Annotated in this window: 11 protein-coding genes; 4 read left to right on the top strand and 7 right to left on the bottom strand. The window is 44.9% G+C overall.

Features of this window, described 5'->3' with window-relative positions:
* Positions 1-30 precede the first annotated feature (30 nt).
* Complete coding sequence (gene mce, locus KI659_RS02185) at positions 31-432, bottom strand: methylmalonyl-CoA epimerase (RefSeq protein ID WP_213943697.1); 402 nt, start codon at positions 430-432, stop codon at positions 31-33.
* A gap of 93 nt (positions 433-525) precedes the next feature.
* Between mce and KI659_RS02180 the strand changes: the two genes are divergently transcribed.
* A complete protein-coding gene (locus KI659_RS02180; protein ID WP_213943696.1) occupies positions 526-852 on the top strand; it encodes a HesB/IscA family protein in 327 nt (108 codons plus the stop codon).
* A gap of 57 nt (positions 853-909) precedes the next feature.
* Here the strand turns inward: KI659_RS02180 and KI659_RS18645 are convergent, their stop codons facing one another.
* Positions 910-1,035, bottom strand: a complete 126-nt coding sequence (locus KI659_RS18645) for a hypothetical protein (protein WP_262898479.1) — start codon at positions 1,033-1,035, stop codon at positions 910-912.
* A gap of 54 nt (positions 1,036-1,089) precedes the next feature.
* Between KI659_RS18645 and KI659_RS02175 the strand changes: the two genes are divergently transcribed.
* The 3 genes from KI659_RS02175 to KI659_RS02165 all read left to right on the top strand — a co-directional run bounded on the left by KI659_RS02175 (position 1,090) and on the right by KI659_RS02165 (position 6,236).
* Positions 1,090-4,182, top strand: a complete 3,093-nt coding sequence (locus KI659_RS02175) for a SusC/RagA family TonB-linked outer membrane protein (protein WP_213943695.1) — start codon at positions 1,090-1,092, stop codon at positions 4,180-4,182.
* Positions 4,183-4,186: 4 nt separating this feature from the next.
* Positions 4,187-5,542 carry a RagB/SusD family nutrient uptake outer membrane protein gene (locus tag KI659_RS02170; protein WP_213943694.1) on the top strand — a complete coding sequence of 452 codons (1,356 nt, stop codon included), beginning with the start codon at positions 4,187-4,189 and terminating at the stop codon, positions 5,540-5,542.
* 139 nt (positions 5,543-5,681) lie between these two features.
* Positions 5,682-6,236: a DUF4256 domain-containing protein gene (locus KI659_RS02165; RefSeq protein ID WP_213943693.1), complete on the top strand. Its 555-nt coding sequence runs from the start codon at positions 5,682-5,684 to the stop codon at positions 6,234-6,236.
* Here KI659_RS02165 and KI659_RS02160 read toward each other — a convergent pair.
* From KI659_RS02160 to KI659_RS02140, 5 genes are all read right to left on the bottom strand, one after another.
* Positions 6,233-8,593: a glycoside hydrolase family 127 protein gene (locus tag KI659_RS02160; protein WP_213943692.1), complete on the bottom strand. Its 2,361-nt coding sequence runs from the start codon at positions 8,591-8,593 to the stop codon at positions 6,233-6,235. The genes KI659_RS02165 and KI659_RS02160 overlap by 4 nt on opposite strands.
* A 1,155-nt stretch (positions 8,594-9,748) precedes the next feature.
* Complete coding sequence (locus KI659_RS02155; RefSeq protein WP_246535258.1) at positions 9,749-11,080, bottom strand: TolC family protein; 1,332 nt, start codon at positions 11,078-11,080, stop codon at positions 9,749-9,751.
* A 1-nt stretch (position 11,081) separates the two neighbouring features.
* Entirely contained in the window at positions 11,082-11,756 is a 675-nt protein-coding gene (locus KI659_RS02150; protein WP_213943690.1) for an ABC transporter ATP-binding protein, read from the bottom strand.
* A gap of 335 nt (positions 11,757-12,091) precedes the next feature.
* A complete protein-coding gene (locus tag KI659_RS02145; RefSeq protein ID WP_213943689.1) occupies positions 12,092-12,604 on the bottom strand; it encodes an ABC transporter permease in 513 nt (170 codons plus the stop codon).
* Positions 12,597-14,993 carry an ABC transporter permease gene (locus KI659_RS02140; protein ID WP_213943688.1) on the bottom strand — a complete coding sequence of 799 codons (2,397 nt, stop codon included), beginning with the start codon at positions 14,991-14,993 and terminating at the stop codon, positions 12,597-12,599. Before KI659_RS02140 ends, KI659_RS02145 begins: the two co-directional genes overlap by 8 nt.
* Positions 14,994-15,030: the final 37 nt, after the last annotated feature.

Genomic DNA, 15,030 nt, shown 5'->3' with positions numbered 1-15,030 from the left:
CTATCAGCTCTGTGTTAATTTTTTATTTAGTTACTTTTTCTCCTGACACAACTCCACCAAGACCCCATTAGTGCTCCTAGGATGCAAAAATACAACTAATTTGTTGTCTGCACCCTGTTTTGGGGTTTCATTGAGTATCTCAAAACCTTCGGATTTCAACCGCTCCACTTCGGTATGGATGTCCTCCACATCAAAGGCTATGTGGTGTATGCCTTCAGACTTCTTTTCTATAAATTTCGCAATGGGGCTGTCCTCGCGGGTGGCCTCAAGCAATTCTACCTTTGTTTCCCCAACCATAAAAAAAGAAGTGGACACGCCTTCACCCTCCACTTTTTCCTCCTTATAATGCTCCTTGCCCAATAGTTTACGGAAAAGTTCATTGGACTTTTTCAGGTCCTTGACCGCTATGCCGAGATGCTCGATTTTTCTCATGTAAATAATTTGTATATTTGTAGATGAATCATTTGTAAGGTAATCACGTTTTACCGTTACTCAAACCAAATTCAGCTCAAACCAAACCGAAATATGATCATAGTATCTGACAAAGCTAAAGAAAGGATTCTTGAATTAAAAAGAGAGGAAGGCCGCTCTGAGAATGAAAACATCAGGGTTTCTGTCAAAGGTGGAGGTTGTTCCGGCTTGATGTATGACCTGGGATTTGATGGCAAACTTGCGGATTCCGACCAGGTTTTTGAAGATAAAGGCGTCAAGATCATCGTGGACAAGAAGAGCCTGCTTTACCTAGCCGGCACCACGCTCGAATTTACCGACGGCCTCAATGGCAAAGGGTTTCAATTTGTCAACCCAAATGCTTCTCGCACATGTGGATGTGGGGAGAGCTTCTCCATCTAAGAGCAAACATCAGATCCAAATATTTAAGCAGCCCAACAAGGCTGCTTTTTTTTATCCCTATTGCCAACCTAACCACTTAATTTTTAATCCATTGGCAGTCAAATTTTTCCACCCAAAATAATTCTCACCTATAAAATCATCAAAATTTTTAACTTTAAAATAGTTTTTGTCTAATTTTGACATTTATTAACATTTAATTTTATTGCTTATTCTAATTGTAACCACAATTCACTGTTTATGAGAAAAAGTTTACTAGGCGTATTGGTGCTTATCCTGCTGATGACAGCGGAAACCTTTGCGCAAGCGCAGACCGTATCCGGCACTGTGGTCTCCGATGAGGACAACCTTCCTCTCCCCGGAGTAAATGTGCGGATAAAGGGCACTTCGAGAGGTGCCATCACTGATCTGGACGGGGTCTATTCACTCCAGGCCAGTAGTGAGGATGTTTTAGTGTTTTCATTTGTGGGTTTTTTGACCCAAGAAATACAAGTGGGAAATCAAAGTACGATCAACCTGACCTTAATGACCGACGCCAAAACACTGGGTGAAGTCGTGGTGGTAGGTTATGGTACCATCGAAAGAAGAGAGCTCACCGGCTCTGTAGGATCAGTAAATGCCGAAGTGATCAGAGACGTACCGGCATTGGGGATTGACCAAGCCCTACAGGGCCGTGTGGCCGGTGTTCAGATCACCCAAAACTCAGGTACTCCCGGTGCGGGTATTTCCGTGAGGGTAAGGGGTTCTTCTTCCATCTCGGCATCCAATCAGCCTTTATATGTAATTGACGGTGTGCCTATGACCACCGGGGATCCTTCCCAACTTGGGTTTGGCGGGCAAAGCTCTAACTCCCTTGCCGACCTCAACCCATCGGATATTGAATCGATGGAGGTTTTGAAGGATGCAGCAGCGGCAGCCATTTATGGCTCCAGGGCGGCAAATGGCGTAGTTTTAATCACCACCAAAAGAGGTGCGGACCAGAAAACGCAGGTCAACCTTAACATGTTTGGAGGCATCCAGCAAGTATGGAGGCAGCCTGATTTCCTTGACCGCAGAGGGTATCTGGATCTGATGAACGATGCAATCGGCGGCTTTGTGGCTGGCGATTTTGGCATTCCCAGAGATGAAGTGGGCGACCAGGATCTACTTGATTGGTACTATGGTGGACTTCCTTTTGGCGAAGATGTGAATACCGACTGGGTGAGAGAAGTGACCCGCACAGCCCCAATTCAGAATTATGAACTTACCCTTAGAGGTGGAAATGAAAGAACGAGGTATTATATCTCAGGAAGCTTTTTTGACCAGCAAGGTACAGTTATCAATAGCCGTTTTAACAGGATGTCTACCAGGTTCAACTTGGATCACGACCTGAACGATAGGATGACCATCAGCCTCAACAGTGGTATAAGCCGCTCGGTACAAAACAGGATTGTTTCTGACAACACGCTGAATGGCCCTTTTGCCAATTCCTTGGCTGCATCACCGCTTTGGCCGGTATATGATGAGGCTGGCAATTACACCCGTCCCCAGTTTTTCTACAGTAACCCTGTAGCGGAGGGTATGGAAAATGACAACATCAACCAGTCCATCCGTATTTTCACCAATGCTTTGGCAACCTATGAAGTCATTCCTGACCTCAATGTAAACGTAAGAGTGGGTACTGACATCTTGAACTTCCAGGAGAGACGCTACACCCCGGACAGCTATCCTGGCAGTGCCTCTGCAGCAGAAGGCGGCTCAGGTTCTTTCAGTACCAACAACCCCATCAAATGGGTAGCCGAGGCTTTTGTGGATTACCGAACAACTTTTGCTGACAGACATGCGCTGAACTTTGTGGCAGGTCACAATAGAGAGGAAAACCTGATCACAACTTCATTTGTGAGAGGCATCCAGTTTCCCGATGACCGTTTCCGCTACGTAGGGGCTGCAGGTTTGGTAAATGAAGGAGACAACAACTTTGTGGCTTGGGGTCTAGAATCCTATTTTGGAAGGGCTAATTATAGCTTGGATGACAAGTATTTGTTCAGTGCAAGTTTCAGGGCTGATGCTTCTTCCAGATTTGGACCAAACAACAGATGGGGTTACTTCCCTTCGGTATCTGCAGGCTGGAGATTGATGGACGAGGACTTTTTCCCCGAAATCGAGCAATTATCTGATCTAAAACTAAGAGCTAGCTTTGGGTACACCGGTAACCAAGAAATCGGAAACTTTGCCTGGAGAGGGCTTGTGGGCGCAGGAAATTACCTGGGCACGCCATCCATTTTCCCTGTACAATTGGGCAATCCGGATTTGAAGTGGGAAAACACTGCCCAAACCGATATCGGAATTGACGCGAGTTTCTTCAACGGAAGACTAACCTTGATTGCGGATTATTACTACAAATTGACCAGAGACCTGCTTTTCTCCAGACCAATCCCAACCCAAAGTGGTTTTGGAACCTACCAGTCAAACATTGGCTCGGTTGAGAACAGAGGTTTTGAATTCACCATTTCCACAGTCAATATGGACAGACCAGGCGGAATTACTTGGAGGTCTGATTTGAATCTCAGCTTTAACAGAAACAAGATTCTTGAGCTCTATCAAGGAGAAGATGTATTCTACGGTTTTGGAGGCAATTCCCTTGTATTGAGAGAAGGACATCCAATAGGAACATTCTATGGTCTAATTGCTGATGGCGTATTTGCCACCAACGAAGAAGTGCCAGAGGAAAGAAGAGCATTTGGCATACAAGCCGGTGATATGAACTACCGCGACATCAATGGAGATGGCATCATCACTGACGATGACTTCACCGTGTTGGGCAATTCCCAACCGCTATTTTTCGGTGGTTTCACCAATACTTTCACCTATAAAAACTGGGACGCACAAGTGTTCATGCAGTTTTCTGTAGGCAATGAAATCTGGAATGCTGCCGGGAGTTTCCAAGAAGGTATGTTTGCCAACTTCTTTGACGACAACAACAGGGCAACGGTCAACAACCGATGGAGATCTGAGGAAGATCCAGGGGATGGCTTGGTACCAAGAGCCACTATCGACGTGTCTGCCAATAGAAACAACCAGTCAAACTCCACCCGCTTTATCGAAGATGGCTCATACTTGAGAGTCAAAAACCTTATCGTAGGTTACAGACTTCCTTCAACTGTTGTGGATAGAATAAGAGTGAGTAGCGCCCGTGTTTATTTCCAGGCACAAAATCTACTGACCTTTACCAGCTATTCCGGATTTGACCCTGAAGTCAACTTTGCCGGAACGGACAACATTACGCTTGGGGTGGATTTTTACACTTTCCCACAGCCAAGAACATTTACTTTGGGCTTAAACGTAGGATTCTAAGCATATGAAAAAGAATAATTTAATATATACCTATTTATTGGCCGTCAGCTTTCTTTTTGGGATGGGCGCCTGTGACACCTTGGACCAGGAACCTGTAAACCAAATCCCAACCGATGAAGCGATTACAAATGCCAGAAGTGCCGAAAGAGCTATTTTGGGAATGTATGACGGTATGCAGAGTGAGAATTATTATGGATTGAGGTACCTTTATTATCAGGACACCTATACCGATAACTTGCAGCATGCGGGCACTTTCACCACTGATCAAGAGGTAAGTTTCCGAAGAATCAATCCTTCCAACCTTCAAATCAGAAGTACCTGGCAAACCATGTACAGGGTGATCAGGGATGCCAATTTCATTCTTTTCTCCCTATCCAATCTGGAAGATGCCACAGAAGAGCAGCTATTGGCCTATGAAGCTGAGGCGAGGTTCATCCGGGCTTATGTGTATTACGATTTGTTGAGGGTATTCAATGGAGTGCCATTGGTAACCGATTTTGTCACTACGGTTGACGAGATCAACACGTTACCACGAGCTTCTACCGAAGACCTGTATGCCTTTATCATTGCGGAACTGCAGTTTGCCGAACAGAACCTTGGAGAGACTCCTGATGCGCCTTTCCGTGCCAGACCTGCCGCTGCCACAGCCATGCTGGCAAGGGTTCATTTGCAAGCGGGAAACCCAGGGCAAGCTGCTCAGAAAGCTACCGAAGCCATAGGCTTGGGTTATAGCTTATTGCCAAATTACCGGGACATCTGGACGATACCAGGCAATGCTGAGATGATTTTCAACCTTAGTTTTACTAATGTGGATGGAGACCAAAGTGCATTGGCAATTTCATCCGATCCTGCTACCGGTGGACAGAAATTTTATGTAAGAGAAGACTTCTTCAACCAATTTGCGGCTTCAGCTGCAGAGGGCGATACCAGATTTGCGGCTTCCATTTTGCCCCAAGGCAACGTAAGAAGAGTCAATAAGTACTACCGATCAGGCACCAATGATGATAACGCTCCACTAATCAGACTGGCTGAAATGTACCTTATCAGAGCCGAGGCAATTGTCAGACAAGGTTCTGTCACTGCGCAGGTGATCACCGATATCAACACGATCAGAAACCGTGCAGGACTAGTGTCGCTTACAGGCCTGGCCTCGCCAGCAGCCGCACTGACGGAGATTCAGCGGCAAAGAAGGTTTGAGCTTGCCTTTGAAGGTCACCGCTATTCGGACATGAGAAGATTTGGCAACATCGGCACCTTGTTTCCTGACAACGAACAGTTCCGGGTTATCTGGCCCATTCCTTTGCAGGAAATAGAGGTTAATCCTAATCTGGAACAAAATCCGGGATATACCGCCGAATAAAAAATGAAAATTCACTAATAAGCCGCTCCCATAAGGGGCGGCTTTTTTATACTTTTGAAAAAGGGAATTTAGGGTATTACAGATTGGTAAAATTAGCTTTAGAAAATGTAACTTTATCAAACCAAAATAAGCCTATTATATGAAATCTATTTCCCAAGAAGATAAGACCATATTGCTGGAAACCCTGCAGAAAAGATTTGAGATGCATCCCGTCCGCCATCCAAATGTTCAGTGGAGCGAAGTTTTGGAAAGGTTGGAAGCCAATGACGAAAAACTCGCCATCCTCCTTCAAATGGAGCGTTCTGAAGGTGAACCCGATGTGGTCGGTTCCAGAACTGAGGAAGGAACATTCATTTTTATGGATTGCAGCCCTGAAAGTCCCAAGGGTCGCCGGAGCGTTTGCTATGACCGCGCTGCACTCAATTCCCGAAAAGAACACAAGCCCAAGAACAGTGCAATGGACCTTTGCTCAGAGATGGGCATCGAAATGCTTTCTGAAGAAGATTACCGGTACTTGCAAAAGTTCGGCAAATTTGACCTCAAAACCTCCAGCTGGGTGGCTACCCCCTCCCCCATCCGCGACCTCGGCGGCGCCCTATTCTGTGACCGGCGCTATAATCAGGTATTCCTCTACCACAACGGAGCAGAATCCTATTATGCCGCCAGGGGTGTCAGGGGTAAGGTGGAGATTTAAGGATTTCGGATCAACCTTATCTCTTTGATTTTTTCAGTTGAAAAACCATCTATGCTCTCAAAACGAATAATTAGCTCTTCAGACTGAATATTAGAAATGTCATAATCTTTTTCAGTTACATTTGTTCCTTCAGGTGTGAAAAGTTCGTTTTTCAAAAGAGTATCATTTATGTAAATAAGAAAAGGTTTCCCAACCTTTTCTTTGGTATAGCTAATGCGCAACTTTTTTGCTTCCTGGTTCTTGTTTTGAAGCTTATATTCAAACCAATTTGTCGTAGACCTCCAAAAACCTCCATCTTCCTGCCCAGTTACTGTTACACTCCCTTGAAATTCATGTTCGGATTCAGGCTGTTGCTCTCCTGCCGCAACAAAATCTACTGTTATTTTGTCCAGTTGCAACAAGTATTCATCAATGGTTAATAAATTCTCCTTAAATGCATCTAATTCCCCCTCTTCCACCACAGGCCAATACACTTGATAACGACTCTCATGAAGTTGGAAGAATGGGATTAATTCTATAGGTTGTTGATTTCCATAAGTTTGCTCCTCTGCAATTAAAAACTTAAAATCCTCATTAGACTTCTCAGGCATTTTCTCCAGAAGTGATGGCTTAAAAAATTCTGTTTCAGCTAGGGGGATTAATTTGCCACTAGCGTTGTGTCCCATCCTGCTATCGTCAGCAAAAAGGCCGGTGAGATCGTCAGAGCCTGTTTTGGCAGCCAATACAATCGGTCCATGAAGGAAGGATAGCCAATTGGAGTTATCAGGCATCTTTTCATAGGTCGTTTGCATCGGCAAGGATAACACGACCTGATCCCCATCATGCCAGGTTCTTTCTAGCTTAATATAACCCGTAGGATCAGGTTCTACACTTTGTTTTTCACCATTAATAGTCAGCTCAACTTTCTCTTCTACCAGCCAATTGGGTTTTCTTATATTTAAGCTTAGCCGTTTAGGTTTATCTGTCTTTAGCTGAATTGTGGTGGACTCCTCAAAAGGAAACTTTGTATCCTGAACAATTTTCATCCCTTGTTCTTTCCAATCAAGCTCAGAGGCAATGAACAAGTTAATAAAGAGTTCATCAGGCCGATGGGCATAAATGACTTGACCATATTTTGTATGATTTTCCATTCCTGATCCCACACAACACCAAAAATTGTTGTGCGGCTGAGAATATACCCGGTAGTGATTGGGACGCATGGAGGTAAAATATACATACCCCCCGGTTTCAGGGTGTTGGGATGATAGAATATGGTTATAAAGGGCGCGCTCATAATAGTCAATGTACTTTCTATCGGGAGATGCCTGAAACAATTTTTCCGACAACCGCATCATATTGTAGGTATTGCAGGTTTCTGGCCCTTGTTCGGAAGAGAGCATGGGTGCAAAATTATCTACTTCATGGAAATGTTCCCTGACACTGTTTCCCCCAATGGTGACCGATCTAGAATTTACCACATTGTCCCAAAAGAACCGGGATGCGTTTACATAAGTTGGGTTGGACTCTAATTCTGCGATTTTCTGAAAGCCAATGATTTTTGGTATTTGAGTGTTGGCATGCATTCCCGTGAGATTATCTTCTTCTTGTGCTAATGGAAAAAGAATTTTATGATGGGACATTTTTTTAGCAAGATCCAAATACTTTTGCTCTCCCGTCATTTCAGCCACATCGGCAAATACCTCATTTAGCCCACCGTGTTCACTGATCAAAATCTCTTGGAAATCCCTTTCTTCATAAGAACTCGTAAGATCCAAAAACCAATCTGTTAGCTCCACAAGCATAGTTTTAGCTTCAGGAACCCCTGCTATCAAATATGCGTCCCGTAACCCCGCATAGATTTTATGGATGTTGTAAAGAGGAACCCACTTGCCATTGAGTGAAAAGGTGCCGGCATCAATATTCCTTTCCCTTAATTCTTCCCAAATTTTTTCCCCACCAGGGACTCCGCCCAAATATCCATTACCATTTTTTTGCTGGGCTATCGCAAGATTACTTATCATATAATCTAACCGCTCTTTAGCTTCCTGATCACCTGTGGCCGCGTAAAGCATGGCCAATGCGGATAAATAATGACCACCCACATGGCCATCTAAGCCAGTATTTTCCCAATTTCCGTAACGGTCGGCTGTCCACTCCACCCCAGCCTCGAGCATATATGGAGACAGTAACCTGTCAGTATCCATTTCCATCAAGTATGAGCGGTTTACTTGCATGGCTTCCAAAAAGGGGGAATCCAAAAGCTTGACCTTGTCCAAACCAAAATACTGTAGTTCAGTCGTTTGGGAAGTTGCTGAAAAAGAATAAAAAAGGATATAAAAGAAAACTATACTGGAATACAAGGTTCTAGGAGAGGGCATTTGATTTGTATTTATGACAATTTGCAAAAGCTTTATTGAATATTGAAACAGTAAACTACAAATTATTTAAGAAAAATGAATGTAAGTTGTACAAAAATCCCACTTGCCTACTTCCGCTGTGCGAATGCCCGCTGGAATGTCTTCAGACTTCGCACTCCTGAGTGGAGAGTCTCCGACTCGGGTTTACATTTCAAATTTCACCGCAAAGTTGGCAAAGAAGCGCAGAGAGGAGTTGGTAAAAAGTGGCAAGTAAAAGGTAAAAAAAAGCTGTTAACATGAACGGTGATGATAAACATTTACACCAAATTCGCTGCATCTATACCCCTAACCTAGGCCGCTTTCTCACATAGCCCCCCCCTTCACTCGGTAGTAGAACAATGATTTTTTCGAATAAAAAACTAATATTAATGCCATTTCATAAATCCCAAACTTGCCCTATATATCCCTTTACCCAAGTCCCGCTTTGAAATCCTTTCGGAACAGGCACGGAGCACACACAAGCCGGCTGTTCTGCGGACCTGATGGAGCCCTGAAGCGGACCTGATCGGGAGGAGGTCGGGAGTATATAGCCCTTTGGGTCGGCGGGTATACGGCCCCATAAAAACGCCGAAGTGGACTCCACCGCATTTTGGATCTTTTAACCTTCACGCAGAAATTTATATGGTGCATCCCTCTGGGACTTATGATGTGGTAGGTGTTTGCTGCCCACCGGTTGTCACCGGCGGTTATTATATCGGCCGCTCCTAGTGGAGCTGTGGGCATACCGTTGTGTGAAGGTCCTCAGACTTCGCACCACTGAGTGCAATGTCTCCGACTCGGGTTAACGTTTCAAATTTCACCGCAAAGTTTGCAAAGAAGCGCAGAGAGGATTAGGTTAAAAGTGGCAAGTAAAAAGTAAATCTGGTAACATGAACGGTGACAAAATTTTTCTCGCCGCTTCGCGATTTCTAACCCCCTAAACCAGGCCGAAGGCCGTATAAACTTCTAAACTACGGCTCCTCCTTAATCCATTAATCAGTCCTTAAGGGAATCTAGCGCAGCTATTCCCTTAAGGACATTAAACCTTTAAACCAACACTCCTCCGCACCTTTTAGCCTTTGGCCCACCCCCTTCGCGCCTTCACTTCTTCGTGGCAAAAATACGAGTACCTTACACTTACTTCACTTCCAACACCCCCAAAGTATACCGCAGGATCACTTCCTGAAAATAATGGGTATAGCGAGCTTGGGCATGGTCAGATTGGGCGGTCACCAGTTGCTGGTTTGCCTGGGCAAGGTCCACAAAATTGCTCACTCCAAGTCGAAACCTTTCCTCGATCACCTGTTGCGCCACCTCTGCGGCTTCAAGCTGTACCTTTGTTGCCTCCTCTCTTTTGATGGCCACTCGGTAATTCTCGAAGGCAAGCTTGGTCTCTTGGGTGAGCCTTCTCTCTATGGCATTCAATTCCAGCGATTGATTGTTGTGCTCCATTTTACTTCTAGCTACCGCCACCCTATTTTCAAAATTGTTGAAAATAGGAATGGTGATATTGATCCCAAAAGTCCGCTGCGGATAAATCCTCATGTATTGATCTCTAAAACTTCGCTCATCTAATGAGGTGAAGAAGGTATTGTAATTAAAAAAACCATTGATCTGGGGATAATAAAAGGACCTCGCTGCGGAAATCATATCTTTTTGCCCGCCCACCAGTAGTTTTTGTGCCCTAAAATCCTGTCTGTTGTTTGTAGCTAGTTCATAAAGCTCATCCAGACCAAGGTCAAGAAACTCGCTCGGCACTGTTTCAAGGTCAAGGGGCAACAATTCCGGAATAGTGTTGGACTCTAGCTGCAAAGTTTCGGCAAATTGCCACATATCCGTTTCCAACTGGATTTCAGCATCCAGCACCACGGTAGTTAGTCTGGCCACTTCGGATTGCTGGTTGTACTGATCGGAAAGCGTCCGAAGACCCGCCTCAACGAAGCCCTCGATTTGGCGAAGCTGTTCCTTTTGGTTCTCCAAGTTTTGAACCGCAATTCTATAGAGTTCCTGATCAAGTAAAATCTGCAGGTATTGCTGTGCAATTTCAAACACCACATCTTGGGAAGCTCTATGTAGGTTAAGACTTCCTGCCTCTTCAAATTGCCGAGTTGCCCGGGTGGTAAAAAGTCTGCGTCCAGAATTGAAAATGGGAAGGTTTGCATTCAAACCTGTGGTGAGCAAGTCATTGGTAACATTGGTAACAACAAGCTGCCCTTCCAGCTGCTGGTATTGCTGGCCCATTTGGCGGAAAAGGTTGTTGTTGATATTCACTCTGGGAAGGTGTCCCATTATCGCAGCTTGTCTTTCCATTTTTAGGACATGCTGTTCATTTTTCCTTATTTGGAAATTCTGATTTTGCTGTAGACCAATCTTAACCGCATCCTGAAAAGAAATGAGCAGGGTGTCTTGGGCCTTTACAGGCAAAACATACCCCAACCAAACAATTAAAAACAATACTGGTAACTTCATATTAAATGCTGACTTGTTGTAAAATTTTGCCATCCATCATCTCAATTAATCGGTGACCATAATCTGCATTCTCACGGGAGTGGGTAGCCTGTACAATCGTGGTTCCTTCCCTGTTTAGCTGCTGAAATACTTCCATGATCTCTTTGGCCTGTGCGGAATGGAGGTTGCCTGTAGGTTCATCGGCCAGCAAAATCTTCGGTTTGCCCGCCACGGCCCTTGCAATCCCCACCAGCTGCTGCTGCCCTCCGGATAACTGCTCGGGAAACAGGTCTTTTTTGGCCACCATATTGAACCTGTCGAGCAGTTCGGCAATAATGGATTTCCGCTCGCTTGAGGAGACATTCCTGTATAAAAGTGGGGTTTCAATGTTTTCGTAAACGGTGAGTTCATCAATGAGGTGATAAGCCTGAAAGATGTAGCCGAATTCGCTTTTGTGAAGAGCAGACCTTTGCCGCTCCTTCATAGTCCCGATTGACTGCCCGTCCAACAGGTACTCCCCCTCATAATCATCATCAAGCAGCCCTATGATATTCAGCAGTGTTGACTTACCCACCCCCGACGGTCCCATCAGGGTAACAAACTCGCCTTGTTCAATAGTCAGGTCAACGTCTTTGAGAATAAATATCCGCTGAAAGCGGGAGTCGATGTATTTGTTGATGTTGTTGAGGTGGATCATGGGATGTTGGATGTATGGATGTCGGATGTCAGATGTTGGATGCCTGCACGCCGTGGCGTGTCGGAAGTTAATGTAGGGTGGTATATTCTACATTCGTGCCATGGGGAAAAAGTGTAATTCCGTGTCTAGGGAGGGATATTTTGATTTTACAGAGGATTTGAATCGTACATTTTTGTTCGCTGGCGGACGAAAGTTATGACGGGGAACAGAGGACCGAACCAACTCTTCGCCGCAAAGCAGACTCGATTAAACTCTCTTAAATCTCCGCAAAACCCTGCCTGCGTAGATTGGATCGTGGTCCCTATTTAGATGCTCCCGTCTTCGAGCGTCTGCATTTACTCACTCTTCAACACCTCTGCCGGATTCCTCTGGGCAACCTTATACCCCTGCATGCCCACTATCGCCAGAGAGGCCAGTAGAACCGCCAAACCTGCGGCCACATAAAGTTCATAAGGCATATTGATCTTGAAGTGAAATTCCTGAAGCCAACTGTTTAAAAGATACCAGGTAAGGATAGCCGCAAGCCCAAAAGCAACCGCCATCAGCCAAACATACTCTTTTGAAAGGCTCATTAAAATCTCCATTGTCCCTGCTCCAAGCACCTTACGTATACTGATCTCCTTTGTCCTCTGCGCAATGGTGAAGGGGATCAAAGCAAACAGCCCTAGAAAACTTATCCCCAATGCCATCAAAGTTGCCATCCCCAACACCTTCATCACCCTGAAATCCGATTGATAAAAGTTGCTGATAGTCTCATCGAAGAACTTGAACTCCCCATCCTCAAGTGGAAAATACTTTTTAAAAACCTGATCAAAATCCTGCTTGGCAGTTCTTCCCACATCACTCATCCTTCAGCGTCTCTGCAGGCCTTTTCACAAACACCGTCACTGTCCTATATCCTATGGTCAGGAAAGAAATCAAAGCCACCACCAAAATAGCCGAAGGATAAATCCAAAGCGGGATCACGGCCCGGTTGGCAAAGCCGGAAAGCCATTGGCTACTGAACCAAAGTCCAAAAATCACAGCCAAAACAGAGGAAATTGCCAAAAGCATAAAGAAATCAGAAGACAAAAGTTTCAGAACATCCTGACCTGAGGCACCAAGCACTTTTCTAATACTGATTTCCCTCGTCCTTCTTAAAGCAACATAGGAAACAAGGCCAAAAAGCCCCATGCAGGCAATCACCACTGCAATGCCCGCAAACAGGCTGAAAATCCTTCCAACTCGCACCTCAGATTGATAAAGGTTTGCGTATTCCTGGTCTACAAATTTATAATTGAAGGGTCTGTCGGGCACAAGCCCCTTACAGGTTTCCTCTAGGCTGGCCAAATGCTCAGCAGGATTTCCCTTCGCCAACCGAACCAAAAGCAAATTGGTCTGGTCCTTATCGATAAAGATCATCAGGGGACCAACCTTGTGGTGCAGACTGTTGAAATAAAAATCACTCACCACTGCCTTGATCCGAGCCGGATTGCCAGCCAGTACCTTTTTGCCAACAGCCTCTTCCGGACTCCAGCCAAGTTCCCTCACCGCTGATTCGTTGAGGATAATAGGCAGCTCTTCCCCGGTCTCAAAAGCTTGACTTCTACTGATGTCCTGCTCTGTAAAATCATTGCCGGCAACAATTCCGGCCCCTATTGTTTTGATGATATCCTCATCTACCGCATATCCGGTGATGCTGATCTCCTTGGTATTGTCAAATCCGGCCTCAATAGCATACCCTCCTTTTATATAAATGGGCATATCTGCGGCTAAAGAGGCCGAACTTGCCACACCTTTTCTGACCAATTCACTTTTCAGGGCAGGAATGGTTTCCATCATTTTATGATGCGTATTGATGGAAATCAGCTGCTGCTTATCATAGCCCAAATTAACCGCCTGCATATAGTCCAGTTGTTGTTTGACGATCATGGTCGCAATCAAAAGGCCGATGGAAATAAAAAATTGGATAACCACAAGGGATTTTCTAAGCCAGGCACCGCCTCCCAATTTGTTTTTTTTGCCCAATGCCTTTAAAGGATCCATTCCCGAAAGGATTACGGCCGGATAAATTCCAGCCAAACAAGCCACCAAGAGCAAAAGCAGAAGAAGAAAACCGATTCCAATAGGGGTAAACAGGAATCCGATTTGCATGGGAACACCGGAAATTTCTTCGAATTTATAACCCAGAATAGCCAAAAGAACCATACTGCATACAAGACCAAATGCAGTCAAGATAAAGGATTCTGAAATAAATTGATTAAAAAGCTGCCTTCGGTCAGCTCCCATCACCTTCCTCAATCCTACCTCCTTATTTCTTTCCGTGGCTTCGGCTGTAGCCAGGTTAACATAATTGATTATACCTATAAAAATCAGCAGGACGGCCACTATTCCGAAAATATAAAGATATTTCATATCCGATCCTGGCTTTACCCCACTCAAACCCTCACCACGCAAATGAATGCCGGTAACAGGCTGGAGGTGCATGGCTGTCTGGAAATTATAATCCCGTTGGGTTTCGCCTAAATATTTTTCTACCAGCTGCTCCATTTTGGTTTTTAAAACAGCCGTTTTTGCCCCTTCGCTTAGTTTGATATAGGAATAGTAATTACTGGGAGACCATTCCGGCTCCCTGCCATGTCGATGGGATTTAAATGATGCCAAAAAATCGAAGTCCAAATGACTGTTGGTGGGAAAATCCTCCATAACTGCCGATACAGTATATTCCCCACTTTCTACTCTCAATGTATGGCCAACGGCCTCTCTGGAATCTCCAAAATATCGGCGGGCGGTAGATTCAGTCAATACCAGCTGGTTGGGCTCAGCCAAGGCCGCCTCCGGGTTTCCTTCCAGCAATTGGAAGTCAAAAACCTTAAAGAAATTTTGGTCTGCATAGGCAAATTTTGATTCCTCCACACTGAGCTCATCCCCTGTGATCAAAACTGTGGAGAAAATGCTGAGATCAAAAACCACCGTCCCCGTTTCAACTTCGGGAATATCCTCCAGAACTGCAGGAACCAAAGCGGAAGGAGAAGTGCTGACCATTTGACCTTCACCTCCTGAGAAAAATTCCTGGTTAAGCTTATATATCCGGTCGTATCCCGTATACATTTTATCATAATTCCATTCATGATGGATATAAAGTGAAATCGCCAAAAAACTCACAATGGCAATGGTCAGGCCCAAGATGTTGATCCCGGCATAAAGCTTCCGCTTACCCAGGTTCCTGATTGAGATGGTGAAATAGTTTTTCCACATATTTGGTCACGTTAATATGTTAATGGACGGAAGACGG

Source organism: Litoribacter ruber (assembly GCF_018449405.1).
In the GTDB taxonomy this organism is placed as follows: Bacteria; Bacteroidota; Bacteroidia; order Cytophagales; family Cyclobacteriaceae; genus Litoribacter; species Litoribacter ruber.
Note: the sequence above shows the minus strand (reverse complement) of the source record. Positions and strands in the feature narration are given on the sequence as shown.

What these genes read in the sequence shown, in the direction of transcription:
- mce (WP_213943697.1), bottom strand. Translation starts at nt 432, where the DNA reads ATGAGAAAAATCGAGCATCTCGGCATAGCGGTCAAGGACCTGAAAAAG.
- KI659_RS02180 (WP_213943696.1), top strand. Translation starts at nt 526, where the DNA reads ATGATCATAGTATCTGACAAAGCTAAAGAAAGGATTCTTGAATTAAAA.
- KI659_RS18645 (WP_262898479.1), bottom strand. Translation starts at nt 1,035, where the DNA reads ATGTCAAAATTAGACAAAAACTATTTTAAAGTTAAAAATTTTGATGAT.
- KI659_RS02175 (WP_213943695.1), top strand. Translation starts at nt 1,090, where the DNA reads ATGAGAAAAAGTTTACTAGGCGTATTGGTGCTTATCCTGCTGATGACA.
- KI659_RS02170 (WP_213943694.1), top strand. Translation starts at nt 4,187, where the DNA reads ATGAAAAAGAATAATTTAATATATACCTATTTATTGGCCGTCAGCTTT.
- KI659_RS02165 (WP_213943693.1), top strand. Translation starts at nt 5,682, where the DNA reads ATGAAATCTATTTCCCAAGAAGATAAGACCATATTGCTGGAAACCCTG.
- KI659_RS02160 (WP_213943692.1), bottom strand. Translation starts at nt 8,593, where the DNA reads ATGCCCTCTCCTAGAACCTTGTATTCCAGTATAGTTTTCTTTTATATC.
- KI659_RS02155 (WP_246535258.1), bottom strand. Translation starts at nt 11,080, where the DNA reads ATGAAGTTACCAGTATTGTTTTTAATTGTTTGGTTGGGGTATGTTTTG.
- KI659_RS02150 (WP_213943690.1), bottom strand. Translation starts at nt 11,756, where the DNA reads ATGATCCACCTCAACAACATCAACAAATACATCGACTCCCGCTTTCAG.
- KI659_RS02145 (WP_213943689.1), bottom strand. Translation starts at nt 12,604, where the DNA reads ATGAGTGATGTGGGAAGAACTGCCAAGCAGGATTTTGATCAGGTTTTT.
- KI659_RS02140 (WP_213943688.1), bottom strand. Translation starts at nt 14,993, where the DNA reads ATGTGGAAAAACTATTTCACCATCTCAATCAGGAACCTGGGTAAGCGG.